We start from the raw sequence: 25,902 nt of genomic DNA, 5'->3' as shown, positions 1-25,902 counted from the left end.
CTGATCCGGCCGTTGCACCGACGCTACCTGCCGGTAGATTCGTAGCTCATTGAACGATCCAGTCTGAAACTTGTTCTAGATTAGCGTGAGCGGTTACGCTCCGGCGAACACGCAGTGAGAAGGGGGCCGAGTGTGACCGCTGAGGCCGTAGAGTCGGGCCCCCGCACGGGCGGCGACACGTCCGGCGCCGCCGGCGACCGTCCGTTGCGCATCGCACTCCTCACCTACAAGGGCAACCCCTTCTGCGGCGGCCAGGGCGTCTACGTACGCCACCTCGCCCGCGAGCTCGCCCGGCTCGGCCACGGTGTCGAGGTGATCGGCGCCCAGCCCTACCCGGTGCTCGACGAGGGCGTCCCGCTCACCGAGCTGCCGAGCCTGGACCTCTACCGCCAGCCCGACCCGTTCCGCACCCCGAAGCGCGGTGAGTACCGGGACTGGATCGACGCCGCCGAGGTCGCCACCATGTGGACCGGCGGCTTCCCGGAACCGCTCACCTTCAGCCTGCGCGCCCGCCGCCATCTCGCCGCCCGGCGCGGCGAGTTCGACGTCATCCACGACAACCAGACTCTCGGCTACGGGCTGTTGGCGGACCTCGGCGCCCCGCTCGTCACCACGATCCACCACCCCATCACCGTCGACCGGCAGCTGGACCTGGACGCCGCCGAGACCCGCCGCAGGCGCGCCTCCGTACGCCGCTGGTACGGCTTCACCCGCATGCAGAAGCGGGTCGCGCGCCGGCTGCCGTCGGTGCTCACCGTCTCCGGCTCCTCCAAGCAGGAGATCGTCGACCACCTCGGGGTGCGCCAGGACCGGGTCCACGTCGTGCACATCGGCGCGGACACCGACCTCTGGTCGCCCGACCCGTCGGTCGCCGAGGTGCCCGGCAGGATCGTCACCACCTCCAGCGCCGACGTACCGCTGAAGGGCCTCGTCCACCTCGTCGACGCACTCGCCAAGCTCCGTGCCGGGAACCCGGAGGCGCACCTCGTGGTCGTCGGGAAGCGGGCCGAGGACGGGCCCGTCGCCCAGGCCATCGAGCGGCACGGACTCCGGGACGCCGTCGAGTTCGTCAAGGGCATCAGCGACGCCGAACTCGTCGACCTGGTGCGCGGCGCCCAGATCGCCTGCGTCCCCTCGCTGTACGAGGGCTTCTCGCTGCCCGCCGCCGAGGCCATGGCCACCGGTACCCCCCTCGTCGCCACCACCGGCGGGGCGATCCCCGAGGTCGCGGGCCCGGACGGCGAGACCTGCCTGGCCGTCCCGCCCGCCGACGCCGGGGCACTGGCCGACGCGCTCGCCCGGCTGCTCGGCGACCCGGAGCTGCGCGCCCGGCTCGGCGCCGCGGGCCGCGACCGGGTGCTCTCCCGCTTCACCTGGAAGCAGGCCGCCATCGGCACCGCCGCCCTCTACCGCGAGGCGATTGCCGCCCGGTCCGGCGCCACGCGCCCCGGCGGCCGACGTTGACCCCGCCGCCCGTTCCCGTCGTCCCCGCCCCCTGACCCCCTCGACCGCGAAAGCAGGCATTCGTGCTGACCGTGGACTTCACCCGCTTCCCGCTCGCCGCAGGTGACCGAGTGCTCGACCTGGGCTGCGGCGCAGGACGCCACGCCTTCGAGTGCTACCGGCGCGGCGCCCAGGTCGTGGCCCTCGACCAGAACGGCGAGGAGATCCGCGAGGTCGCGAAGTGGTTCGCCGCGATGAAGGAGGCCGGCGAGGCCCCCGAGGGCGCCACCGCCACCGCGATGGAGGGCGACGCGCTCAACCTGCCGTTCCCCGACGAGTCCTTCGACGTCGTGATCATCTCCGAGGTCATGGAGCACATCCCCGACGACAAGGGCGTCCTCGCCGAGATGGTCCGGGTCCTCAGGCCCGGCGGCCGGATCGCGATCACCGTGCCGCGGTACGGCCCCGAGAAGGTCTGCTGGACGCTCTCCGACGCCTACCACGAGGTCGAGGGCGGCCACATCCGCATCTACAAGGCCGACGAACTGCTCGGCAAGATCCGCGGCGCCGGCCTCAAGCCGTACGGCACCCACCACGCCCACGCCCTGCACGCGCCGTACTGGTGGCTCAAGTGCGCGTTCGGGGTGGACAACGACAAGGCGCTGCCGGTCCGCGCGTACCACAAGCTGCTGGTCTGGGACATCATGAAGAAGCCGATGGCGACCCGGGTCGCCGAGCAGCTGCTCAACCCGGTCGTCGGCAAGAGCTTCGTGGCGTACGCGACCAAGCCGCACCTGCCCGTGGCCGCCGCCGAGGACCTCACCAAGGCCGAGGCGTGACCGTTCCCGAGCAGACCGAACACCTCGTGCTGCCCGGAGTCCTCACCGCCGAGGAGGCCGCCGAGACCGTCGCCGCCCTCCTCGCCGTGCAGTGCGAGGACGGCGCCCTGCCCTGGTTCCGCGGCCACCACCTCGACCCGTGGGACCACACCGAGGCCGCCATGGCCCTCGACGCGGCGGGCGAGCACGCCGCCGCGGAACGCGCGTACGACTGGCTGGCCCGGCACCAGAACGAGGACGGCTCCTGGTACGCCGCGTACCAGGACGGCGACCCGGACCGGCCGACCGACCGCTCGCTGGAGACCAACTTCTGCGCGTACGTGGCCGTCGGCGTCTGGCACCACTACCTCGCCACCGGCGACGACGCGTTCGTCGACCGGATGTGGCCGACCGTCTTCGCCGCCGTCGAATTCGTCCTGCGGCTCCAGCGGCCCGGCGGCCAGATCGGCTGGAAGCGCGAAGCCGACGGAACCCCCGTCGACGACGCGCTGCTGACCGGCTGCTCCTCCATCCACCAGGCGCTGCGCTGCGCGCTCGCCATCGCCGAACGGCGCGAAGAGCCGCAGCCCGACTGGGAGTTGGCGACGGGCGCGCTGAGCCATGCGATCCGCCACCACCCGGAACGCTTCCTGGACAAGAGCCGCTACTCGATGGACTGGTACTACCCGGTCCTCGGCGGCGCGCTCACCGGGACGGCCGCCAAGGAGCGGATGGAGGAGGGCTGGGACCGCTTCGTGGTCCCCGGCCTCGGGGTGCGCTGCGTGCTGCCCAACCCATGGGTGACCGGCGGCGAGAGCTGCGAACTTGCCCTGGCCCTCTGGGTGATGGGCGAGTCCGACCGGGCGCTGGAGATCCTCCAGTCCATCCAGCATCTGCGCGCCGAGGGCGGCATGTACTGGACCGGGTACGTCTTCGAGGGCGACCGGGCCTTCTGGCCCCAGGAGCTCACCACCTGGACGGCCGGATCGCTGCTGCTCGCCGTGGCCGCGCTCGGCGGCGACGAGGCGACCACGGCGGTCTTCGGCGGCGAGCACCTGCCGCACGGGCTGGAGCCGGACTGCTGCCGTTAGGTCCTGGGCGGCAGAGGCAGACCCGGACGGCGTTTCCCGAGTGGCACGCCGTTCCGGGTCGGGCGAACCTTACCGAGAGTGGCCGAAAGCGTCACTCATCGTAGAGGTCGCCTCGATGCGCCCGGCCAGGGAGGCCCGCTGTGCCCAGTTCCGCCGTGACCGGTTCCGTACCGTTCCGTCGTCTGCTCGTCCCGCTGCTGCTGTCCTGCGCCCTGGTCGTGGGCGCCACCGGGTGCGGCGGAGGCGGCGGCAACAGCGCGAGCAGCTCCGCGTCCCCGAGCGGTACGTCGTCGGCCGAGGCGCAGAAGTTCGCCAAGACGCGGTTCATCACCAACGCGGGGCTCGCGGCCGGTGCGACGTACCAGTGGATCGTGAAGCCGTACCGGGCGGGCAAGTTCAAGAAGGGCGCGGACGGGCGGACGTTCGCGCTCGTCAAGGCCGGGCTCGCGGGCGGCTTCACCTACAACCGGCTGAAGGCGGCGGTGACCAACGCCAAGGGCGATCCGCTGCTGTCCAAGGCGGTCGCGCCACTGACGGCGGGCATCGAATCGCTCAAGGGGCTCGGCAGCAAGCTCCGCAAGGGCGAGGCGGGCGAGGGCGACATCGGCGCCTTCGAGAGCGTGATCAACAGCATCAAGTCGGCCGGCAGCAGCGCGGGCGCCGACGTGAAGGACAAGGTGCCCACCACCTCGCAACTCGGCGGGTAGCCAGTGGGGTTCGATGCATGATCGAACTAGGGTGCGTGGCATGAGTCGACTCACACATGACCTCTACTGCGACGAAATCATCGCCCGCACCGACGTGTTGAGGGCCGCGATCCGCGGCGCGGACCTCGGCGCGACCGTCCCGACCTGCCCCGACTGGACCCTGCGCGACCTCGCCGTCCATCTCGGCGGCGCCCATCGCTGGGTCGGCGAGATCGTAGGCACCCGGGCCACCGAGGCGGTCCCGCCGGAGCGGGTACCGGAGTTCACCCCGGGGAACGACGACCCCGCCGCGCTCGACGCCTGGCTGGCAAAGGGCGCGGCGCGGACCGCCGAGGCGCTGCGGGCCGCGGGCCCGGACGAGAAGGTGTGGTCCTGGGCGTGGGAGCGGAGCACGGGCTTCTGGGCACGCCGGATGGCACACGAGACGATCGTCCACCACGCCGACGCGGCGCTCACCGCGAGGACCGGGTACGAGGTGGCGCCGGAGCTGGCCGCCGACACGATCGAGGAGTGGCTGGAGATCGTCGCCTTCGCGCGGGCCGCGGGCGACGAGCGGGCGGCCGGGCTGACCGGCGCCGGGCGTTCCATCCATCTGCACGCCACGGACGCGCCGGGCGCCGAATGGCTGATCGAGCTCGGCGAGGACGGCTTCACCTGGCGGCGCGCCCACGAGAAGGCGACCGTGGCGCTGCGCGGCCCCCTCACCGACGTCATGCTGGTCTTCAACCGGCGCCTGGCGGCGGACAGCGACCGGGTCGAGGTGCTCGGTGACGCGGAGCTGCTGGACTTCTGGCTGGAGCGCGCAGCGTTCGGCTGAGCGGCCACCCGGTGCCGCCCACCCGGTGCCGCCGGCCGCGGTCGGCTACGGCCGGGCCCGTTGTGCGGGCCGGGCCGGGCTGAGCGAAGCTGGAGGAGAGAGCACATAGTGTCCGGCGGCCCCGTGGAGGTGCCGATGGAGCCCGTCCGCGCCCTGAAACGGATCGCCTTCCTGCTCGAACGCGGCAGGGCCGACACCTACCGTGTGCACGCCTTCCGCACGGCCGCCGAAGCGGTGGCCGCGATGGCGGACGGCGAGGCCGGCCGACGGGCGGCGGCCGGTTCGCTGGAGGCGGTCAAGGGCATCGGGCCGAAGACCGCGCAGGTGGTCCGGGAGGCGGTGGCCGGGGACGTACCCGGCTATCTGGCACGGCTGGAGGAGGAGGCCGCCGCCCGGCCCGCCGAGGGCGGCGCGGACCTCCGCGCGCTCCAGCGCGGCGACTGCCATCTGCACTCCGACTGGTCGGACGGCGGCAGCCCCATCGAGGAGATGGGCCGCACCGCGGCGGAGCTGGGGCATGAGTGGGCGGTCCTCACCGACCACTCGCCCCGGCTGACCGTCGCGAACGGACTCTCCCCGGACCGGCTGCGCCGGCAGCTGGCGGCGGTCGCCGAGCTCAACGAGCGGTGGGCGCCGTTCCGGCTGCTCACCGGCATCGAGTGCGACATCCTCCCCGACGGCTCCCTCGACCAGGAGGAGGAGCTGCTGGCACAGCTGGACGTCGTGGTGGTCTCCGCCCACTCCAAGCTGCGGATGGACCCGGCCCCGATGACCAGACGCCTGCTCGCGGCCGTCCGCCACCCGCGGGCGAACATCCTCGGGCACTGCACGGGGCGGCTGATCGCTGACCGCAAGCGCCCGGAGTCCCGGTTCGACGCGGACAAGGTCTTCGCCGCGTGCGCCGAGGCGGGCACCGCGGTGGAGATCAACAGCCGGCCGGAACGGCTCGACCCGCCCCGCCGGCTGCTCGGCCGGGCCGTCGAGGCGGGCACCCTCTTCGCCATCGACACCGATGCCCACGCGCCCGGACAGCTGGACTGGCAGATCCACGGCTGCGCCCGCGCCGAGGAGTGCCGGGTCCCGGCGGAACGCGTCGTCACCACGTGGCCGGCCGACGAGCTCCTGGCCTGGTCGCGCGGGGGCACGACCCCGGAGCGGGCCCGCTCCGGGGTGGACGGGGCCGTCGGCGCAGCCCCGGGACAGGAGCGGTGAAGCCATGACGGCCACGAGCGTGCGAGGCATCGACCACATCGGGGTCACGGTCCCCGACCTGGAGACCGCGACCCTCTTCCTCGCGAGGGCCTTCGGCGCCACGGTGCTCTACGACACCCTGCGCCGCCAGGACGGACCGAACGGCGGACCCGACATCGAGCGGCGGTTCGGCGTCCCGGCGGGCACCCAGCAGCTGGCGATCAGAATGCTGACCCTCCCCGGCGGCGGGCCGGGCATCGAGCTGTTCGAGTTCCAGGGCCCCCGCCGCGAACCCCCGGCGCTGCCCTGCGACTTCGGCTGGCAGCACGTGGCGCTGTACGCCGACGACCTGGACGCGGCCGTCCGGGACTGCGTGGCCGCGGGTGCCACGCTGCTCGCCGGGGCGCAGCCGCTGCCGGGCCCCGAGGCGGGGGAGCACAACCGGTTCGCGTATCTGCGCACCCCGTGGGGCAGCACCCTGCAACTCCTCACGTATCCCGACCCCCAGCCCTGGGAGCGCGCCACGTCACGGCGGAGCGCCCGCCCCGCACCCGGCGACACCGGCACCTGGCCCACCGACCCGGCGCGCCCAGGCCCTAGTTGAGCTCCGCGAGCACCCGCAGCGTGTGTGGGTCCGGCGCCGTCACCAACAGATCGGTCACCGGCCCCTTCCGCCACAACTCCAGCCGCTCAGCGATGCGTTGCCGCGGCCCGACGAGCGAGATCTCATCGGCGAACGCATCCGGCACGGCCAGTACCGCCTCCGCCTTGCGCCCGTCGAGGAACAGCTGCTGGATCCGCCGCGCCTCCTCCTCGAAACCCATCCGCGCCATCAGATCGGCATGGAAGTTACGGGCCGCGTGCCCCATGCCCCCGATGTAGAAGCCGAGCATGGCCTTCACCGGCAGCAGCCCCTCGGCGACATCGTCACAGACCTGCGCACGGACCATCGGCGCGATCATGAACCCGTCGGGCAGATCGGTGAGCGACGCCTCGTACACATCGGTGCGCAGCGGCGACCAGTACAACGGCAGCCAGCCGTCGGCGATCCTCGTCGTCTGCGCGATGTTCTTCGGCCCCTCCGCCCCCAGCAGCACGGGGAGTTCGGCGCGCAGCGGATGGGTGATCGGCTTCAGCGGCTTGCCCAGACCCGTGGCGTCCGGACCGTTGTACGGGTGGGAGTGGAAGCGGCCGTCCAGCTCGACAGGGGCCTCGCGGCGGAGCACTTGGCGGATGACGTCGACGTATTCGCGGGTCGCGGTCAGCGGGCTGCTCGGGAACGGCCGCCCGTACCAGCCCTCCACCACCTGCGGCCCGGACAGTCCCAGGCCGAGCATCATCCGGCCGCCGGAGAGATGGTCGAGGGTGAGGGCGTGCATGGCGGTCGCGGTCGGGGTGCGCGCCGCCATCTGCGCGATGCCGGTGCCCAGCCGGATCCGGGAGGTGTGTGCGGCGATCCAGGCCAGCGGGGTGAACGCGTCAGATCCCCAGGCCTCCGCCGTCCACACCGACGCGTACCCCAGCGCCTCGGCCTGCCTGGCGAGCTCCAGATGGGCGGGGTTCGGGCCGCGGCCCCAGTATCCGAGCGCGAGTCCGAGCCTCATCTCCGCCGCCTCCCAGCAGTTCTGACGTAGCGTCAGAAAGACGCACGGACGGAGGGTACGACAGCGGCCCCCCGCCCGGAAGGGGCGGAGGGCCGCTGTCGTACTGCCGGTGCGCGGGCTCAGCCGCGCTGGATGCCCGTGGTGTCCTGGAGCACACCGCGACGGCCGTCCTGGGTCTGGGCGATGAGGCCCGGACCGCGCTGCTCCACCGCGAGGTACCAGGTGCCGGGCGCCAGTTCGGCGATCGGCGACGGCGAACCGTCCTCCCCGTACAGCGGGCGGGCCACCGGCACCGCGAACCAGAACGGGGTGAAGTCACCGGTCGGCGCACCCGCGGCGGGGGCCTGCTGGGCACCCGCCTGGGGCTGCGGCTCCGGCTGACCGGGCTGCGGCTGACCGGGCTGCGGCTGGGCACCGTAGGGCTGTTGCTGACCCGGCTGGCCGCCGTACGACGGCTGCGGGGCACCGGGGTAGCCGTATCCCTGGCCGGGCTGCGGCTGACCGCCGAACGGGGGCTGCACGCCCCTCGGGCCCGAGGCGCTCACCAGCGGGGCCTTGAGCGCGGGGACCAGCGGGGTGGCGACCGCGCCGCCCGCGAGCACGATCGTGGCGAGCAGGCCGAGGATCATTCCGGCGCCCGCGTTGCTGGCGTCGATGGTGGTCCAGAAGGCCGTCCACACCGCGAAGACGCTGAAAGCGGCGCCGAATTGACCGAGGTCGAAGCCGACGACCTTGCGGGCCGGGGTGGCGCGGCTCACGATGACCAGCGCCGCCGCGATGATTCCGGCCAGGTAGACGCTCATCAGGAGCCCGAGCGAGTCCCAGGCGTTCGGGGCGCTGTAGCTGGAGCAGTTGATGCCCGCAGGGCAGTCGAAACCGGAGAGGTCGAGGAAAGAGGCGATGAACAGCACGACCGCTGCTCCGATCACCACGCCGTCGCCTCGAGTGAGGGAGCGGATATTCACGTGAAGGTCCTTAGTCGATCGTCTCGTCGGGGCGGTCGTCGCTGCCGCCTGCACGGGTGCGGCGGGCACGGCACGAAGCTCGGGGGGCGCGGCCCCCATCGTACGGATGAATCTATCGTCTGACCGGGTGGGTTGTGTCCCTGCCCGGACGCCGGATGCACATCCCCCCGATTTCGCCTCAGAACTACCTCTTGCTACCCGTTGAGGTAGCTGCTGATGCCGTCGGCAATCCCCTGTGCCGCCTTCTGACGCCAGCCCGCGCTGGTGAGCAGGGCGGCATCCTTCGGATCACGCATATTGCCGCATTCGATGAACACTTTGGGCACGGTCGACAAATTAAGTCCGCCCAGGTCCTTGCGAACGTCCAATCCGGTATTGCCACCGACGTAATTGGAAGGCGCACTTCCGGTAGCACGGACGAATAGCCCCGCGATCCGGGTACCGAGGTCGCGCGACGGTTCGACGATCTTCGAGGTGTCCGCCGCCCCGCCCCGCACCGGCCCGGGGAGAATCACATGGAATCCGCGGTTGCCGACCGCGGAGCCGTCCGCGTGCACCGACACCACCGCGTCGGCCCGCGCCTGGTTGCCGATCCGGGCCCGCTCGTCCACGCACGGCCCGTACGGGCGGTCGTCGTCGTACGTCAGCACGACCTTCGCGCCCTGCGCCTGCAGCAGTGTGCGCAGCCGGTGCGAGACATCGAGGGTGAACCGGGCTTCGGCATAACCGGAGTTGGTCGACGTCCCGGTGGTGTCGCACTCCTTGTGCGTGGTGCCGATGTCCACCTGGCGGTTGATCTCGCGGGTGTGCAGGTGGTTGTTCGGGTTGTGCCCGGGGTCGATGACGACGGTCTTCCCGGACAGCGGCCCGGTGGCCCCGCCGCCCGTGGGCTTCGACGGCTTCGAGGGCTTCGCGGACGGGGTGGGGGAGGCGGTCGTCCTCGCCGGCGCCGGAGCGCTCTTCGACGGTGGCGGGGCAGAGGTGCCGCTGCCGCCCTGCCGGGGCTCGGCCTGTGCTCCGCCGACGACGTCGCCCGCGCCGCAGCCCGCGGCACTCAGGCACACGGCGACGAACGCGGTGGCGGCGAGCAGGGACCGGCGGCGCCGGGTGGGGGGAACACTCTCGTCGTACGGCACCACGCGATGCTATCGGGGCCTTCGGACGGCCGCCCTCAGATGCCGGGTCCGGTACGCCGCAGCACCCGCAGCGAATCCGTCACCGAGATCTCGGTGAACGCACCGGAGGCCAGTGCCCGCAGGTGGACGCGGTACGGCGCCTGGCCGCCGTGCGCGGGGTCCGGGAACACATCGTGGATCACCAGCAGCCCGCCCTCGGCGAGATGCGGGGCCCAGCCCTCGTAGTCGCCGTTGGCGTGCTCGTCGGTGTGGCCGCCGTCGATGAAGACGAAGCCGAGCTTCCCGCCCCAGACCGCCGCGACCTGCGGGGACCGTCCGACCAGCGCCACGACGTGGTCCTCCAGGCCCGCCGCGTGCAGGGTCCTGCGGAAGGTCGGCAGCGTGTCCATCCGGCCGACCTCCGGGTCCACCACGGTCGGGTCGTGGTACTCCCAGCCGGGCTGCTGCTCCTCGCTGCCGCGGTGGTGGTCGACGGTGAGGGCCGTCACACCGGCCGCCCGCGCGACATCGGCGAGCAGGATCGTGGAGCGCCCGCAGTACGTGCCGACCTCCAGGACCGGCAGCCCCAGCGCGGCGGCCTCGGTGGCGGCCGCGTACAGGGCGAGCCCCTCGCCCACCGGCATGAAGCCCTTGGCGGCCTGGAAGGCGGCGAGAATCTCGGGCGACGGCTCGACGGCGGACTCGGCGGGCACGGGTTCCTCCTGGTGGGGGCGGTGGTGAGGGGTACGCGTTCGACGGCGCCCCATCGTGCCGTACGCCCCCGCCGAAGGAGTCGGCGGGGGCGTACGAGGGGTGAGCCCGGGTCGGGGCGCCCCTGGCAGGGGTGCGATATGGAGGTCAGCAGCTCTGCCAGAGTCGGGTCATGACCCGGACGCCGAAGCGCAGGCCCTCCAGCGGGACGCGCTCGTCCACGCCGTGGAAGAGCCGGCCGTAGTCCAGGTCGTGCGGGAGCTTGAGGCCCTTGAAGCCGAAGCAGCGGATGCCGAGGTGGGTGAAGGCCTTGGCGTCGGTGCCGCCCGGGTTGCAGTACGGGACGGGGTGGCCGTCCGGGTCCTCGGCGCGCACGGCCTCGCACATGGCGTCGACCAGCGGGCCGTCGAACGGGGTCTCCAGCGCGATGTCGTGGTTGACCCACGCGCGGCTGACCGAGGGGAGGAGGAGCCTGTCGATGGTGTCGATCAGCTCCTGCTCGTGGCCGGGCAGGAAGCGGCCGTCCACCCGGGCGGTCGCCTTTCCGGGGATGACGTTGGTCTGGTAGCCGGCGTCGAACATGGTGGGGTTCGCGGAGTTGCGGAGCACCACCTGCATGAAGTCGGAGACCGGGCCCAGCTTCGCGAGGCTGCCCTCGATGTCGTTCTCGTCGAACTCGACACCGTAGAGGCGGGCGGCCTCTACGAGCAGGGCGCGGACCGGTTCGATCAGCCGGATGGGGAAGGTCTCGCGGCCGATCCGGGTCAGGGACTCCGCGAGGTCGGTGACCGCGTTCTCGTCGTTGGGGGACGAGCCGTGGCCGGCCCGGCCGGTGGCGGTGAGCTCCATCCAGGCCATGCCGCGCTGGGCGTTCTCGATCGGGTAGAGGCGACGGGTGTCGTCGATGGCGAAGGAGAAGCCGCCGCCCTCGCCGATCGCCTCGGTGACCCCGGCGAACAGCTCCGGGCGGTGCTCGACCAGCCAGTGGGCGCCGAACTTCCCGCCCGCCTCCTCGTCGGCGAGGAAGGCGAGGACCAGGTCGCGCGAGGGCCTGGTGCCGGTGCGGGCGAAGTGGCGGGCGGTCGCCAGCATGACGGCCACCGTGTCCTTCATGTCGATCGCGCCGCGGCCCCAGAGGTAGCCGTCGCGGATCTCGCCGGAGAACGGCGGGACCTGCCACTCGGAGGCGTCGGCGGGGACCACGTCCAGATGGCCGTGGACCAGCAGGGCACCGCGCTCCGGGTCGGTGCCGGCGATCCGGGCGACGACATTGGCGCGGCCCGGGGCGGACTCGACCAGCTCGGACTCGATGCCCGCCTCGGCGAGGCGGCCCACCACCCAGTCGGCGCTCGCGCGCTCGTTGCTGGTGGGGTTGGAGGTGTCGAACCTGATCAGTTCGGCGCAGAGTTCGATGACCTCGTCCTGGGCCTCGTCGGACGCCGGGACGAAGGAGGGGGCGGTGGGGTCGAGGGGGGTCATGCTGCTCCCACAGGGGTTGTCGCGGGGGCGGCGGGGGCGGCGGTGTCGTCCTCGTCGTCCAGGGTGGAGGTGCCGTACGGCTTCACCCAGCCCAGCAGGCCGAGGACGCTGTACAGGATGAAGGCGGTGGCCAGCGAGTTCAGGGCCGGGATGCCGCCGTCGTAGAACTTGCCGACACAGAACGCCGCGATCCAGATGGCGATGGACATCGGCACCCAGGTCGGCGAGGACTTCGGCAGGGTCTCCGACTCCCGGGTCTCGTCCAGCGGCTTGCGCATCCGCTTGACGACCCAGTACTCGGCCACGATGATGCCGCCGATCGGCGGGATGGCGACGCCGAGGATCGAGAGGAACTCGGTGAAGTGGGTCATGATCCCGACCGCCGACAGGGCCGTGCCCGCGACGCCGAGGACGATCGTGACCGCGCCGCGGTGGACCCGCTTGCCGAAGACGACCTGGAAGAAGTTGACGACGCCGAGCGAGGAGCCGTACAGGTTCCAGTCGTTGATCTTGGCGGTGGACATCAGGACCACGATCACGCCGAAGGCGCCGGAGGTGGAGAGCACGATGTGCGAGACCTCGTTGCTCTTGACCAGGTGGCCCAGGAGCACACCGGTCATGCCGACGATGTACTCGGAGAGGATCATCGACGAGGCGCTCTGCAGGAAGACGTGCGAGCCCTTCCGGTTGTACCGGGTCATCTCCGGGGACACGATCGCGCCGGTCATGTAGCCGCCCGCGATGGCGGTGGCGGCGACGGCGAGCGGGATCGTCTGGCCGGGGGGCGGCGAGTGGATCAGTTCGCTGAGCGAGTGGTCCTTCAGCGTCGAGACGATCGACCAGGCGACCATCGCGAAGAACAGCGGCGTCACGATCTTGGCGAAGACGGCCATGTACTTGAAGCCGAAGATCACCAGTGCGGTGATGGCGATGCCGGCCAGCACGCACCACATCCAGGACGGGCCGCCGACCAGCGCCGAGACGCTGTTGCCGAAGATCGTGTTCTGGACGCCGAACCAGCCGACCAGGCTGACCGCGATGACGAAGCTGACCAGCGCCGAGCCGTTGCGGCCGAAGCCGACCCAGCGGGTCAGCATCGGCGTCGCCAGGCCCTCGCGCATACCGGCCAGGCCGATCGCGAAGATCACGACCTCCAGGATCACCGCGCCGAGCGTGAAGGCGAGGAAGGCGTCCCCGAAGGTCATGCCGACGCCGATGGTGGCGCCGAGGGTGAACTGCGAGATCGAGCCGGACTGGGCCAGCCACTGGAGCAGCATCGACCAGAAGCCGAAGCGCTTGTCGCGCGGGACGCGGGACAGCGAGTAGTCGTCGCTGCCGATGGCCTTGGCCTCGGCCTGCGGGGTGGCTGCCATCAGGACTCCTGGGGTGTACGGCCGAAGGTCTGCAGGTGAGCCAGCGACCCGTAGCGGCTGACGAGGTTGTCGAACTCCACCGCGTCGTGGAAGTCCAGTTGGCCGCCGCCGAAGGCCTTGGCGACCTCCACGGCGTAGCGGGCGGCGGACGCGATGTCCGCCTCGTGGCTCGCGCCCGTACCGCAGCCCGGCACCGCGGCGGCCGAGGTGATGGCCAGACCGACGACCGGGGCGGCCGTCGAGGTGGAGGGCTGAAGGATCGAATTGATGTGGTGTGCCCCGTTACCGTACGGGGTGATGTCCTGCGTGGTCACGGGGTACGTGACCAACGGCTCACCGGTCACCACGGCCAGCAGCTCGCCGAGCTGCTCGCTGACCCGGAGCACCCAGCCCTCCTTGACGGTGGGCGACAGGGCGAGGCCCTTGTGGTTGATGATCCGGTTGCCCTTGGTGGTGTCGATGGAGAGCACGGCCTCCATCTCGCCGGTCACCTCGTGGCGGTTCATGGTGGCGATGTCCACGGGCGAGCCCATGAACGGCACCGGGTCGTGCGGCTCGGTCGGCGCGTTCGGGCAGATATGGGTGGCGACGATCACATCGCCGGGCAGCACGTCGCCGCGGCGGCGCATGTCGAGCAGCTTGGCGGCGGTGGCGATGGCCGAGACCGCGCCGTCGGCGTCGGAGACCAGGCCGGTCACCTCGGGCCGGGCGCCGATGCCGCCGAGCCGGCCCACCACGCCCAGCGTGCGGGCACTGCCCCCGGACGTACGCCCTCGGGCGCCCGGGATGCGGACCATCACGAAGTCCGTCGAGCCCTGCTCGCCGACGACCGTGGTGACCTTCGCGGACGAGCCCTCGGTCCCGCTCACGGAGTCGAGGTACTCGACGACCGTCTTGCCATTGACCTGGGGATCGTCCAGGAGATCGACGATGTCCAGTACGTACTTCAACATGGGGGGCCTTTCTCGCTCATCCGGGCACCCGGGCCGGCGCTCGACGGGGAAGCGCGGGGCGGGGTGCTGAGGCCACATTCGGGATCGGATAGCGTTGAACGCAACTGTTTCCCGTTATTTGCAATTCAGGTCTGAATGGTGAGATGACGATGGCGGACTTCGATCTGGACCGGCGCACCCCCGCCGGAGCCCTGCAAACCGTCGACCGGGCGCTCCTCGTGCTGCTCGCCTTCGAGCGGACCAGACCCGACTGGGGCGTCACCGAGGTCGCCGAGGAGTTCGGCTGGGACACCTCGGTGGCCCAGCGGCTGCTCGCCACCCTCGCCGGGCGCGGCTTCCTGGTCTCCGACCCGGTCACCCGCCGCTACCGCATCGGCCCCGCCGTGCTGCGCCTGGGCAGGCTCTGGGAGCGCTCCGGATCGCTGGAGCTGCTGGCCGGACCGGTCCTGGAGGAGCTGCGCAGGGTCACCGGCGACACCGTCCTGTTCTGCCTGCCGGACAGCTTCCACATGCGGTGCGTCGCCGCGGAGGAAGGGGAGGCCGGGCCGCTGCGCTACTACCCGCTGGTCGGCGAGCTCTACCCGGCGCACGCCGGAGCGACCAGCAAGTCGTACTACGCATACCTGCCCGACGAGCAGCGCCACCGGCTCTTCCGGGGCCGCCCGATGGCCCGCTTCACCGACCGGACGGTCACCGACCCGGACCGGCTGGAGGAGGAGTTCCTCAAGGTCCGCGCCCAGGGGTACGCCTGGACGGTCGGCGAGTACGACACCGGTATCGCGACCGTCGCCGTACCGGTCTTCCTCGGGCGCGAACCGTACGGCAGCCTCAGCCTCGGCGGCGCCGAGGAACTCTTCGAGGGCGCGCCGCAGGACCGGCTCGACGCGCTGCGCCACGCGGCCCAGTTGCTGGAGCGGCGGCTCACCCACCCCCCGCAGCGACCGAAGTCCCGCACCCGACGCCCCCGTACCGACCGATGAACCGGAAGAGAACCAAGAGGAAGCCCATGAATCTGCTGCTGCTCTCCAACTCCACCCAGCACGGCCGCGGTTATCTGGAGCACGCTCTCGACACCGTCACCGCGTTCCTGCCCTCCGGCGCCCGGCTGGCCTTCGTCCCCTACGCGCTCGCCGACTACACCGCGTACACCGCACGCGTCCGCGAGGCCCTCGCACCGTCCGGCATCAGTGTCCGCGGGGTCCATGAGAACGCCGACCCGGTCGCCGAACTCGCCGCGTCCGACGCCGTGTTCATCGGCGGCGGCAACTCCTTCCGGCTGCTGAGCGCGCTGTACCGGACCGGGCTGCGGGACGCCGTGACCGAGGCGGTGCGGGACGGGCTGCCGTACATGGGGGCCAGCGCGGGGACGAACATGGCGGCGCCCACCCTGCGTACCACCAACGACATGCCCATCGTGCAGCCGCCGTCCTTCGAGACGCTCGGCCTCGTCCCGTTCCAGATCAACCCGCACTACCTGGACCCGGACCCGGCCAGCACCCACAAGGGCGAGACCCGCGAGGAGCGGCTCACCGAATTCCTGGAGGAGAACGACGTGCCGGTGCTCGGCCTGCGCGAAGGGTCATGGCTGCGGGTCGACGGACGCCAGGCCCGGGTGCAGGGCGCCCGACCCGCCCGGCTGTTCACCCGCGGCGCGCAGCCGCAGGAGCTCGCGGTGGGGTCGGACGTCTCTCATCTGCTCATGACGACACCGCGGTTCGACGCTCCGGTGCGCTGACGCCCAGCACCAGATCGGCGTCGACCGGCAGGCCGTCGCCCGGGTAGGCGGCCGGGCGGGCGTTCGGCGTGTGCCCGGTGGCCGAACCGGCCAGCACGAAGTTGCCGCCGTGCGGGGCGGCCAGCGTGTAGTGGCCTTCCTCGTCCGCCACGGTGAGACCGGCCTGTTGGCCCCGGTGGTCGATCAGCGTGACATTGGCGCGGGCCACCGGGGCGCCGTCCGCGTCCAGCACCCGGCCGCGGAAGCCGCCCGAACCGGCGACCGGGCGGGAGGCGCCCGGCACCGGGGCCGGGGCGTCCTCGTCGCTGCTCGCCAGCAGCGCCGGGCGCATCGCGTCGCGCTGCGAGGGCAGGAACGAGGCCAGCACCAGCCCGATCACCACCGCGCCCGTCGCGATCAGGAACGAGATGCGGAACCCCTCCATCGAGGGCAGCGACACCCCGCCCGCGCGCACCGAGGTGTTCGCCAGCACCATGCCGATCACGGCACTCGACACCGACGTGCCGATCGACCGCATCAGGGTGTTCAGGCCGTTGGCCGCACCGGTCTCGGACGGATCGACGGCCCCGATGATCAGCGCGGGCAGCGAGGAGTACGCGAGCCCGATGCCGGCCCCGAGCATCACCGCGATCACCACGGTCTGCCAGGCGGCGCTCATCAGCCCCAGCCCCGCCCCGTAACCGATCGCGATGATCAGCATGCCGAGCATCAGGGAGACCTTGGGGCCACGGCGGGCGGAGAGCCGGGCGTACAGCGGGGCGACGAACATCATCGTCAGGCCGAGCGGCGCCACGCACAGCCCCGCGACCACCATCGACTGCCCGAGGCCGTACCCCGTCGACGTCGGCAGCTGGAGCAGCTGCGGCAGGACCAGCGAGACGGCGTAGAAGGCGACCCCGACCATGATCGAGGAGAGGTTGGTGAGCAGCACCTCGCGCCGGGCCGTGGTCCGCAGATCGACCAGCGGGGCCGGGCTGCGCAGCTCGAACAGCCCCCACAGGACGAGGATCACCAGCGCGGCGCCGATCAGTCCGAGCGTGCTGCCCGAGGTCCAGCCCCAGTCGCTGCCCTTGGTGATGGGCAGCAGCAGGCAGACCAGTCCGAGCGAGAGCCCCAGCGCGCCGACGAGGTCGAACCGGCCGGGGGCGCGCAGCGTGGTCTCCGGGACGAACAGGACGGTGAGCGCCATCGACAGCGCACCGAGACCGGCCGCGCCGAAGAACAGGGTGTGCCAGTCGGAGTGCTGGGCGACCAGCGCGGCGGCGGGCAGCGCCAGGCCGCCGCCGACCCCGATCGAGGAGCTCATCAGCGCCATCGCCGAGCCGAGCCGTTCGCGCGGCAGCTCGTCGCGCATGATGCCGATGCCCAGCGGGATGGCGCCCATGGCGAAGCCCTGGAGGGCACGTCCCACGATCATGACCACGAGATCTTCGGTGAAGGCGCATATCAGGGAGCCGATCACCATCACGGCGAGACTGGCGAGCAGCATCTTCCGCTTGCCGTAGAGGTCACCGAGCCGCCCCATGATCGGGGTGGCGACGGCCCCCGCGAGCAGCGTCGCGGTCATCACCCAGGTGGCGTTCGACGGGGCGGTGTGCAGCAGGGCGGGCAGGTCCTTGATGACGGGGACGAGCAGGGTCTGCATCACCGCGACGGTGATACCCGCGAAGGCGAGCACGGGGACGACCCCGCCGCCCGCCTTGCGCGGCCGCGGATCGGGGAGTTCCCCGGCGTGCTGTTCGTTCGTCGTCTGTGGCATGCGTGTGGCCTCCGGGCGGCGTGATCGAGGGTCTGGAAGAGGCGTGCGGGCGGTGCGGGCGGGCAGCGCCGACCGCCAAGTGTGTGCAGGCTGAAACCTTCCCTGCGCCCAAGGTATTCCGGTGAACGCGGTACGAACGGGGCACGAGGGCGCACGACGGCGCACTCGTGCCCTGTCCGACCGAACGTTGCTCAATCGGCGGTCTGTTGGGAGTCGAGGAGGTGCGGAACAGGCCTCGGGCGGGGTGCGTCGGACCAGGTCGAGCTGCTCTCGCGGAGCGTGTGGAGGGCGAGCTCGCACAGGTCGGCGGGGCAGCCGGCAGCAGCTTGCTTCCCCGTCAGCGGCAGGCGGAGGCGGCGCTGCAGCGGGCATGCCGGCTGAAGCGGGCCCGGAGCGCGCTGGTCGTACCCACGCCCCGGGCAGCCCCCGCCGATACCCGCGAGGCGGACGCGCTGCCCATACGGGCTACCGCATCGTGCCCGTACGTCCCTTACCCGCGACCACTGCACCAGGTAGGCAGGGAGAGCACAGCGAAACTGCCGGCCCTACGAGCGGAAGTCCATGCACGCGCAAGAGCCGAAGAAGAACGAAAAGCAGCCGCAGGGCCCCGCCAAGAGCGCGGTCGCGCGGCCGGGGGAGGCCCCGAGCAGTCGGGCGCCCGATGAGCTTCTCGAACTGCAGCGCACCATCGGCAACGAGGCCGTCGTCCGTATGCTCCAGCGGGACCGGCACCAGCACGGCGCGGGCTGCGGCCACCAACAGCCCACGGCGGAGCCGGTGCAGCGCTCCGCCGTGCACGACGTGCTGCGCGCGCCGGGCAAGCCGCTGGACGGACCGCTGCGCCAGGAAATGGAATCCCGCCTCGGAGCCGACTTCTCCGACGTCCGCCTGCACACGGACTCCGCGGCCCGCGACTCCGCTGCCGAGGTGGGTGCCCGTGCGTACACCTCCGGCAGCCATGTCGTCATCGGCGACGGCGGCGGCGACAAGCACACCCTCGCCCATGAGCTGACGCATGTCATCCAGCAGCGCCGGGGGCCGGTGGCCGGTACGGACAACGGGTCGGGACTGAGCGTCTCCGACCCCGGCGACCGCTTCGAGCGCGAGGCCGAGGCCAACGCGGTCCGGGTGATGAGGCGGACGCCCGAGCAGAGCGACCAGGGCCCCCGAGGTGCCCCCGTACAGCGGGAAGCGGACGCCATGGCCCGGGGCACGGCGCGCGGCACCGACGCGACGGTCCTCCAGCGCTTCTCCCAGGTCAACACCGTGGAGTTGGGGGCCGCACGGGTCTCGGAGAACGGTCTCTATCTCATGACCGTCACTCCCGGGGCGGACACCACCGTCATCTGGGTCGCGGAGGGCGCCCCGACGCCCAGGTACTGCACGCCGACCGGGCAGAGCGGGGACATCGGGGGGCGCACGTACGCGGAGTACGAGCCGTCGACGTCCTTCCTCGCGGACTGTGCCCACACCGCCGAGGAGATCATGCACCAGCAGCGGCTGGCCCTGGGGCAGGACGCCAGCGAATTCGCCCTGGGCGGGAGCCAGTTCGGCTTGGGCGAAAGGGAGAACGCGGAGGGCGCCCTGGCCTACGCGAATGCCAGGCCCGGCGGCCCGCACGCGAACGGCGAGGAGCGGCCGGCCCCCGGCCAGGCGTTCGCCATCGTGGAGACCGCGTGGGACGAGGATTACGAGCTGCCCGCCAACACCAGTGGGTGGCCCTACCACGTGGCGGCCGTGGTCGCCGTGGACGGCGATGACCGCATCACCGTGGAGCAGGCCGCGGACGGCACCGACGCAAAGGCCCGCCAGGGGCACGAGGGCATCGTCGACATGTATACGGCGGGCACGGACCCGACCAACGGGCAGGCGCTGCCGCACAGTTTCCACGGGCGAAACACCGGCGCTCCGGTGCAGCACTTCTCGGTCGGCGCGATCACCGTCATCCTCCAGCCGATCAACGTGGGCGGTCTCAGGAAGGAGACCGGCCGCCGGAAGCTCATGTGACCCGACCCGACCCGACCCGACCTGCCCTGACCTGCCCTGACCCTGGGCGCCCGCCCGCAGAACCCGAAGCCGGCCCGTAGCCGCCCCGCGAGGGCGCGGCTACGGCCTGTCGAGTCCGGCCGGCCGTCTTCACCAGGCGCACTCGGTTCGAGGTGCGCGAAGATCCGGCCGTCATCTGACCTTCCGTCAGAATGGAACGTGTTCTACTCTTGCGCCGTTCCAGTGGCTGCGACCGGCGAGGATCCGCATGGGCATCGGAATCACCGAAGAGCACCGGGAGTTGGCGCAGGCCGTACGAGGCTGGCTGGCGCGCGCCGTCCCACCGCAGGAGATCCGCAAGCTGCTCGACGCGGATGCCCCGGATACCCCCGGCGTGCGCCCCGGGTACTGGGACGGGCTCGCGGAACAGGGCCTGCTCTCCATCCATCTGCCCGAGGCGTACGGGGGCGGGGGCGGCCGGCTCCTCGACCTGGCCGTGGTCCTCGAAGAAGCGGGCCGGGCCGCGCTCCCCGGCCCGTACCTGTCGAGCTCCCTCGCCTCCGCCGTACTGCGCGAGGCAGGGCCGCACGACCTGGTGCGCGGGCTCGCGGACGGTGCGCGCATCGGCGCCGTCGCCCTCGGCCCCGGCACCCTCACCGCCGTCGAGCACGGGGACGGCCACCTGCTCGACGGCACGGCACCGCCCGTCCTCTCCGGCGCCGATGCCGACCTGCTCCTCCTCCCCGCCGAATCGGCCACCGGCACCCTCTGGTTCGCCGTCGACTCCGCCACCGAAGGGCTGACCGCCCGCCCGCACCGCGGCGCCGACCCGACCCGGCCCACCGCCGCGATCCACGCCGAGGGGGTGCTCGTCCCCGCCGCCCGCCTCGTACGGACCGACACCACGCGCGTCCGTGACCTCGCCGCCGTCCTCCTCGCCGCGGAAGCCTGCGGTACCGCGGCCAGGGCACTGCACACCGCGGCCGAACACGCCAAGGTCCGCGAGCAGTTCGGCCGCCCCATCGGGCAGTTCCAGGGCGTCAAGCACCTCTGCGCCGACATGCTCGTACGGGTCGAGCGGGCCCGTGCGCTGGTGTGGGACGCGGCCCGCGCCGCCGACGAGGAGGCGGACCCGGACGTACGGTCCATGGTCGCCGCCCTCGCGGCGTCGGACGCCCTGGACGCCGCGTACGGCTGCGCCAAGGACTGCGTCCAGATCCTCGGCGGCATCGGCTTCACCTGGGAGCACGACGCCCATCTGTATCTGCGCCGGGCCCTGGTGGCGCGGCAGTTGCTGGGGACCGGCGACACCCACCGGCTGCGGGCGGTCCGGCTGGCCGAGGGCGGGGCGCGCCGCGAACTCGCCCTCGAACTCCCTGCCGGGGCCGCCGCCCACCGGGCCGCCGCGCGCGAGGCCGTCGCCGCCGCCCGCGGCCTCGACCCGAAGGCCGCCCGCCGCGCCCTCGCCCCGATCGGCTACGCCGCACCGCACCTCCCCGCCCCCTACGGCCTGGGCGCCGGTCCCGTCCAGCAACTGGCCATACAGCGGGAGTTGGCGGAGCAAGGGGTGAGGCTGAGCGACCTCGGGATCGCCACCTGGGTGGTGCCCTCGCTCCTCGCCCATGGGACGGCCGAGCAGCAGGACCGCTATCTGCTGCCCACCCTGCGCGGCGAACTCCTGTGGTGCCAGCTGTTCTCGGAGCCCGGCGCGGGATCCGACCTCGCCTCGCTCCGCACGAGGGCGGAGCGGACCGAGGAGGGCTGGCGGATCAACGGACAGAAGGTGTGGACGAGCGCCGCCCAATGGGCCGACCACGGGATCCTGCTCGCCCGGACCGACCCGGACGCCCCCAAGCACCAGGGGATCGGCTACTTCCTCGTCGACATGAAGAACACCCCGGGCATCGACATCCGGCCGCTGAAGGAGATCACCGGCGACTCCCTCTTCAACGAGGTGTACTTCGACGACGTCCTGCTGCCCGCCGACGCCGTCGTGGGTGAGCCCGACGGCGGCTGGCGGGTCGCCCGCAACACCCTGGGCAACGAACGCGTCCACATGGCCGACCAGATGACCTTCGACACCGGCCTGGAGGCACTGATCGCCCGCTCCCGCGACCTCGACGGCGCCTGCCGGGCCCGCATCGGAGCACTCGCCGCCGAGGCCCACGCGCTCGGCTGCATAGGACTGCGGACCACGATGCGACAGGTCTCCGGGCTCGAACCCGGCGCGGGAGCCTCCGTCCGCAAGCTCGTCCAGACCACCCACCAGCAGAAGGTCGCCGAACTCGCCCTCGAACTCCTCGGCCCGGCGGGCGCGGCCGGCGAGGGGCCGGGGGAGCGGGGCCTGCACGGCTTCCTGATGTCCCGCTGCCTGACCATCGCGGGCGGCACCACCCAGGTTCAGCTCAATGTCGTCGCCGAGCGCATCCTCGGCCTCCCGCGCGATTGAAGGGACTTGCCATGAAGCCCGAGAAGCACGCGAAGCCCATGAAGCTCATGAAGGCGTACGTCGTCGGTGTCGGAATGACGAAGTTCGAGAAGCCCGAGACGCGCGACTGGCAGTACTGGGACATGGCGAAGGAGGCCGGGACGGCGGCGCTCGCCGATGCCTCCCTCGCGTACGAGCAGATCCAGCAGGCCGTCGTCGGCTACTGCTTCCAGGCCTCCACCGCCGGTCAGCGCGCCGTGTACGGACTCGGCCTGACCGGGATCCCCGTCTACAACGTCAACAACAACTGCGCCACCGGCTCCACCGCCCTGATGATGGCCCGGCAGTTCGTCGAGGGCGGCGGCAGCGACTGCGTCCTCGCGCTCGGCTTCGAGAAGATGACGCGCGGCGCACTCGGCGGCGGTGGGGCGGACGGCGGTGCCGCCGACTTCAAGACGTCACCCGTGGCCCGGCACTACGGGATCATGGCCGCCGCCCACGGTTTCGGGATGAGCCCGCCCACCGCCCAGATATTCGGCAACGCGGCCCGCGAGCACATGGCGCGGTACGGGACGACCGGGGCACAGCTCGCCGCCGTCGGCGCCAAGAACCACCGGCACTCGGTGAACAATCCGTACGCCCAGTTCCAGGACCCGTACACGGTCGAGGAGATCCTCGCCGCGAAGACCATCCACACCCCGCTGACCAAGCTCCAGTGCTCACCCACCTCCGACGGCGCGGCAGCCGCCGTCGTCGTGTCGGAACGCTTCGTCGAGAGCCACGGTCTGGGCGACCGGGCGGTGGAGATCGTCGCCCAGGCCATGACCACCGACACCGGCGAGTCCTTCGCCTCGGGGACCTGCATCGACGCGGTGGGCCTGCCGATGTCGCGGGCCGCCGCCCGGCAGGTCTACGAGGCGTCGGGGCTCTCGGCCGCCGACCTGGACGTCATCGAACTGCACGACTGCTTCTCCATCAACGAGCTCCTCACCTACGAGGCGCTCGGGCTGTGCGGCGAGGGCGAGTCCGGAAAGCTCGTCGAGTCCGGGGCCACCACGTACGGCGGCCGCTGGGTGGTCAACCCGTCCGGCGGGCTGATCTCCAAGGGGCACCCGCTCGGCGCCACCGGAATCGCCCAGGCCGCCGAACTGACCTGGCAGCTCCGGGGCGAGGCGGGGAACCGGCAGGTGAAGGACGCCCGGGTCGGCCTGGCCCACAACATCGGGCTCGGCGGAGCGGCGGTGGTGACGCTGCTGCGGCGGTAGACCCGAATCCCGATGCGCGGGGCGAAGCACGGGTGCGAGCATGACGGGCATGGTTGACCTCAAGACGCCCGTGCCGCCGCGAGAGCGGACCAGTACCCACACCTGGGCGGCGGTGCTCGCCGCCTGCGTCGGTCAGTTCCTCGTCGTGCTCGACGTGTCCGTCGTCAACGTCGCCCTGCCGTCCATGCGTTCCGACCTCCGGATGAGCGCCACCGGACTCCAGTGGGTGCTCAACGCCTACTCGATCGCGTTCGCCGGATTCATGCTCCTCGGCGGGCGCGCGGCGGACATCTACGGCCGCAAGCGGATGTTCCTCATAGGCCTCGGCCTGTTCACCGCCGCCTCCCTGGCCGGTGGGCTCGCCCAGGAGGGCTGGCAGCTGCTCGCCGCCCGCGCCGCGCAGGGGCTCGGTGCCGCCGTGCTCGCCCCCGCCACCCTGACCCTGCTCACCACCGCCGTCCCCGAGGGCCCGGACAGGACGAAGGCGATAGGCACCTGGATGGCCGTCGGCGCGGGCGGTGGCGCGGCCGGCGGGCTGATCGGCGGGGTGCTCACCGATCTGTTCTCCTGGCGCTGGGTGCTGCTGATCAATGTGCCGGTCGGGGTGCTCGTCCTGGCCGGCGCCGCCGTCCGGCTCGCGGAGGGCCGGGCCGGGGACCGGCGGCGGATCGACCTGCTGGGCGCGGTACTCGTCACGGTGGGCCTCGCCTGTGTCGCGTACGGCATCGTGCAGACCGAGGAGTCGGGGTGGACCGCGACGGCGACCCTGGCGCCGCTGCTCGGCGGGGTGGCCCTGCTGGGCGTCTTCGTGGCGGTGGAGGCCCGGACGGCGGAGCCGCTGATGCCGCTCCGGGTGCTCGGGACGCGGGCGGTGACATCGGCCAACGCGGCGATGCTCGTGATCGGTTCGGCGACGTTCTCGATGTGGTACTTCATGACCGTGTACGCCCAGGCCGTGCTGGGTTACACCCCGCTGGAGGCCGGACTCGCCCTGATGCCCACGTCGTTGGCCGTCGTCCTCGGCTCGAAGTGCGCGCCCCGGGTGATGGCCGTGACCGGCGCGAAGAACCTGGCGCTCATCGGTACGGCCATGGCCGCCGCGGGCTTCGGCTGGCAGTCCACGATGGGACCCGACGGTTCGTACCTCACCTCGGTCTGCCTGCCCGGCGTCCTGATGATGGCCGGTACGGGCCTGGCGGCCACCCCGCTCGCCTCGCTGGCCATCGCCGGCGCGGCCCCCGGCGAATCCGGTCTGGTCTCCGGCCTCGTCAACACCTCCCGCACGATGGGCGGTGCGCTCGGTCTCGCCGTGCTCTCCACCGTCGCGGCGGCCCGCACCGCGGGCGGCACCGGACCGGAGGAGCTCACGGCCGGCTTCGCACTCGCCTTCCGGACGGCCGGCACGGTACTGCTGGGCGGACTGCTGCTGATGGCGCTCTGGCTGCCCCGCCACCGGTCGGACCGGCGCTGAGGCGCACGGCCCGCGGGACGCAGGGCCCCTCGCCCGGGTCGTGCCGGGCGCGCGGGGTCCGGCCCGATCCGGGCGAAAGGCCTTACAGCCACCCCTGTTGCCGCGCCGCCCGGACCGCTTCCATCCGGTTGCGGGTGCCCGTCTTGCCGATGGCCGACGACAGATAGTTCCGCACCGTCGACTCGGACAGATGCAGCTTCGCCGCGATGTCGGCGACCGTCGCCCCGTCCACCGAGGCGTTCAGCGCGTCCCGTTCCCGCGCGGTCAGCGGGCTCGGCCCGGCGCTGAGCGCGGCGGCGGCCAACGCCGGGTCGATCACCGTCTCGCCCCCGAGCACCCGGCGGATCGCGGTGGCGAGCTCCTCGACGGGACCGTCCTTGACCAGGAACCCCGCCGCCCCGGCCTCCATCGCCCGGCGCAGATAGCCGGGGCGGCCGAACGTGGTGAGGATCAGCACCCGGCAGTCCGGCACCTCCTCGCGCAGATCGGCGGCGGCGTCCAGCCCGCTGCGGCCCGGGAGTTCGATGTCCAGGAGCGCCACATCGGGGCGGGACGCCAGCGCGGCGTCCACGATCCCGTCCCCGGCGGCCACCTGCGCCACGACCTCGATGTCCGGCTCAAGACCGAGCAGCAGGGCCAGCGCACCGCGCATCATGCCCTGGTCCTCGGCGAGCAGGACCCGTACGGACTTGGTCGGACGATGATCCTGCGGCATCTCGTTCACGGAGAACAGACTAAGGGCTGTCCCGTAATCCCTGGCGGGCGTGCGACGTCAGCTACGGCACCTCGCCGCGTTGTCGGAACGCCCGAATACATCCAGTATTCGGGCGTCCCTCCGCCTTGCGACGCACCGCATCCGACGCCGCACGCTGATCCACCAGGGATTATGGGACAGCCCTTAGCTTGGTCTTTAACCTGTGCGGCGTGGACGTGGGGTCGTTGACTTCTTCGTCCGTCGCTTCGAGGGGCCTGGTTTGCCGACTGTGTGGAC

The 25,902-nt window shown here is 72.1% G+C and carries 22 protein-coding genes; 13 read left to right on the top strand and 9 right to left on the bottom strand.

Annotation, left to right across the window (positions count from 1 at the left end):
- Window positions 1-132: 132 nt before the first annotated feature.
- The 7 genes from ACFV8T_RS31870 (at window position 133) to ACFV8T_RS31840 (ending at window position 6,671) form a co-directional block, all read left to right on the top strand.
- Window positions 133-1,464, top strand: a complete 1,332-nt coding sequence (locus ACFV8T_RS31870; protein ID WP_385334370.1) for a glycosyltransferase family 4 protein — start codon at window positions 133-135, stop codon at window positions 1,462-1,464.
- Window positions 1,465-1,526: 62 nt separating this feature from the next.
- Complete coding sequence (locus tag ACFV8T_RS31865; protein ID WP_266419810.1) at window positions 1,527-2,282, top strand: class I SAM-dependent methyltransferase; 756 nt, start codon at window positions 1,527-1,529, stop codon at window positions 2,280-2,282.
- Window positions 2,279-3,352 (top strand): prenyltransferase, encoded by a 1,074-nt coding sequence (locus tag ACFV8T_RS31860; protein WP_385334368.1) that lies wholly within the window; start codon window positions 2,279-2,281, stop codon window positions 3,350-3,352. Before ACFV8T_RS31865 ends, ACFV8T_RS31860 begins: the two co-directional genes overlap by 4 nt.
- Window positions 3,353-3,507: 155 nt before the next feature.
- The gene (locus ACFV8T_RS31855; protein WP_385334554.1) at window positions 3,508-4,059 is read left to right on the top strand and encodes a hypothetical protein; all 552 of its coding nucleotides are present in this window, start codon (window positions 3,508-3,510) and stop codon (window positions 4,057-4,059) included.
- Window positions 4,060-4,099: 40 nt separating this feature from the next.
- Window positions 4,100-4,876, top strand: a complete 777-nt coding sequence (locus tag ACFV8T_RS31850) for a maleylpyruvate isomerase family mycothiol-dependent enzyme (RefSeq protein ID WP_385334366.1) — start codon at window positions 4,100-4,102, stop codon at window positions 4,874-4,876.
- Window positions 4,877-5,011: 135 nt separating this feature from the next.
- Window positions 5,012-6,088 carry a PHP domain-containing protein gene (locus ACFV8T_RS31845; protein ID WP_385334552.1) on the top strand — a complete coding sequence of 359 codons (1,077 nt, stop codon included), beginning with the start codon at window positions 5,012-5,014 and terminating at the stop codon, window positions 6,086-6,088.
- 4 nt (window positions 6,089-6,092) lie between these two features.
- Window positions 6,093-6,671 carry a VOC family protein gene (locus tag ACFV8T_RS31840; RefSeq protein ID WP_385334364.1) on the top strand — a complete coding sequence of 193 codons (579 nt, stop codon included), beginning with the start codon at window positions 6,093-6,095 and terminating at the stop codon, window positions 6,669-6,671.
- Here ACFV8T_RS31840 and ACFV8T_RS31835 read toward each other — a convergent pair.
- From ACFV8T_RS31835 to ACFV8T_RS31805, 7 genes are all read right to left on the bottom strand, one after another.
- Window positions 6,664-7,671: an LLM class F420-dependent oxidoreductase gene (locus tag ACFV8T_RS31835; protein ID WP_385334362.1), complete on the bottom strand. Its 1,008-nt coding sequence runs from the start codon at window positions 7,669-7,671 to the stop codon at window positions 6,664-6,666. The two genes, ACFV8T_RS31840 and ACFV8T_RS31835, sit on opposite strands and share 8 nt — an antisense overlap.
- Before the next feature lie 119 nt (window positions 7,672-7,790).
- A complete protein-coding gene (locus tag ACFV8T_RS31830) occupies window positions 7,791-8,636 on the bottom strand; it encodes a DUF5336 domain-containing protein (RefSeq protein ID WP_385334360.1) in 846 nt (281 codons plus the stop codon).
- Window positions 8,637-8,830: 194 nt separating this feature from the next.
- Window positions 8,831-9,772: an N-acetylmuramoyl-L-alanine amidase gene (locus tag ACFV8T_RS31825; protein ID WP_385334358.1), complete on the bottom strand. Its 942-nt coding sequence runs from the start codon at window positions 9,770-9,772 to the stop codon at window positions 8,831-8,833.
- A 35-nt stretch (window positions 9,773-9,807) separates the two neighbouring features.
- The gene (locus ACFV8T_RS31820; RefSeq protein ID WP_385334356.1) at window positions 9,808-10,464 is read right to left on the bottom strand and encodes a class I SAM-dependent methyltransferase; all 657 of its coding nucleotides are present in this window, start codon (window positions 10,462-10,464) and stop codon (window positions 9,808-9,810) included.
- 145 nt (window positions 10,465-10,609) lie between these two features.
- Window positions 10,610-11,941: a M20/M25/M40 family metallo-hydrolase gene (locus tag ACFV8T_RS31815; protein WP_385334354.1), complete on the bottom strand. Its 1,332-nt coding sequence runs from the start codon at window positions 11,939-11,941 to the stop codon at window positions 10,610-10,612.
- A complete protein-coding gene (locus tag ACFV8T_RS31810; protein WP_385334352.1) occupies window positions 11,938-13,314 on the bottom strand; it encodes a cytosine permease in 1,377 nt (458 codons plus the stop codon). The genes ACFV8T_RS31815 and ACFV8T_RS31810 overlap by 4 nt, the downstream gene beginning before the upstream one ends.
- Window positions 13,314-14,267, bottom strand: coding sequence for a DUF1177 domain-containing protein (locus ACFV8T_RS31805; RefSeq protein ID WP_385334350.1), 954 nt, complete (start codon window positions 14,265-14,267; stop codon window positions 13,314-13,316). Before ACFV8T_RS31805 ends, ACFV8T_RS31810 begins: the two co-directional genes overlap by 1 nt.
- Before the next feature lie 149 nt (window positions 14,268-14,416).
- On the opposite strand from ACFV8T_RS31805, the gene ACFV8T_RS31800 reads away from it, so the two are divergent.
- Both ACFV8T_RS31800 and pepE read left to right on the top strand, forming a co-directional pair.
- A complete protein-coding gene (locus ACFV8T_RS31800; RefSeq protein WP_385334348.1) occupies window positions 14,417-15,247 on the top strand; it encodes an IclR family transcriptional regulator in 831 nt (276 codons plus the stop codon).
- Between the two features lie 26 nt (window positions 15,248-15,273).
- Window positions 15,274-16,002 carry a dipeptidase PepE gene (gene pepE / locus ACFV8T_RS31795; RefSeq protein WP_385334346.1) on the top strand — a complete coding sequence of 243 codons (729 nt, stop codon included), beginning with the start codon at window positions 15,274-15,276 and terminating at the stop codon, window positions 16,000-16,002.
- Here pepE and ACFV8T_RS31790 read toward each other — a convergent pair.
- The gene (locus ACFV8T_RS31790) at window positions 15,965-17,761 is read right to left on the bottom strand and encodes an MFS transporter (RefSeq protein WP_385334344.1); all 1,797 of its coding nucleotides are present in this window, start codon (window positions 17,759-17,761) and stop codon (window positions 15,965-15,967) included. The two genes, pepE and ACFV8T_RS31790, sit on opposite strands and share 38 nt — an antisense overlap.
- A gap of 561 nt (window positions 17,762-18,322) precedes the next feature.
- Between ACFV8T_RS31790 and ACFV8T_RS31785 the strand changes: the two genes are divergently transcribed.
- The 4 genes from ACFV8T_RS31785 (at window position 18,323) to ACFV8T_RS31770 (ending at window position 24,911) form a co-directional block, all read left to right on the top strand.
- Window positions 18,323-19,768: a DUF4157 domain-containing protein gene (locus ACFV8T_RS31785; protein ID WP_385334342.1), complete on the top strand. Its 1,446-nt coding sequence runs from the start codon at window positions 18,323-18,325 to the stop codon at window positions 19,766-19,768.
- 247 nt (window positions 19,769-20,015) lie between these two features.
- Entirely contained in the window at window positions 20,016-22,196 is a 2,181-nt protein-coding gene (locus ACFV8T_RS31780; protein ID WP_385334340.1) for an acyl-CoA dehydrogenase, read from the top strand.
- A gap of 47 nt (window positions 22,197-22,243) precedes the next feature.
- Complete coding sequence (locus tag ACFV8T_RS31775) at window positions 22,244-23,440, top strand: lipid-transfer protein (protein ID WP_385334550.1); 1,197 nt, start codon at window positions 22,244-22,246, stop codon at window positions 23,438-23,440.
- A 40-nt stretch (window positions 23,441-23,480) separates the two neighbouring features.
- Window positions 23,481-24,911, top strand: a complete 1,431-nt coding sequence (locus ACFV8T_RS31770; protein WP_385334338.1) for an MFS transporter — start codon at window positions 23,481-23,483, stop codon at window positions 24,909-24,911.
- Between the two features lie 82 nt (window positions 24,912-24,993).
- Here ACFV8T_RS31770 and ACFV8T_RS31765 read toward each other — a convergent pair whose 3' ends face one another.
- Window positions 24,994-25,626 carry a response regulator gene (locus ACFV8T_RS31765; RefSeq protein WP_385334548.1) on the bottom strand — a complete coding sequence of 211 codons (633 nt, stop codon included), beginning with the start codon at window positions 25,624-25,626 and terminating at the stop codon, window positions 24,994-24,996.
- Window positions 25,627-25,902: the final 276 nt, after the last annotated feature.

The sequence above is a fragment of the Streptomyces sp. NPDC059832 genome (assembly GCF_042731715.1).
GTDB lineage: Bacteria > Actinomycetota > Actinomycetes > Streptomycetales > Streptomycetaceae > Streptomyces.
Note: the sequence above shows the minus strand (reverse complement) of the source record. Positions and strands in the feature narration are given on the sequence as shown.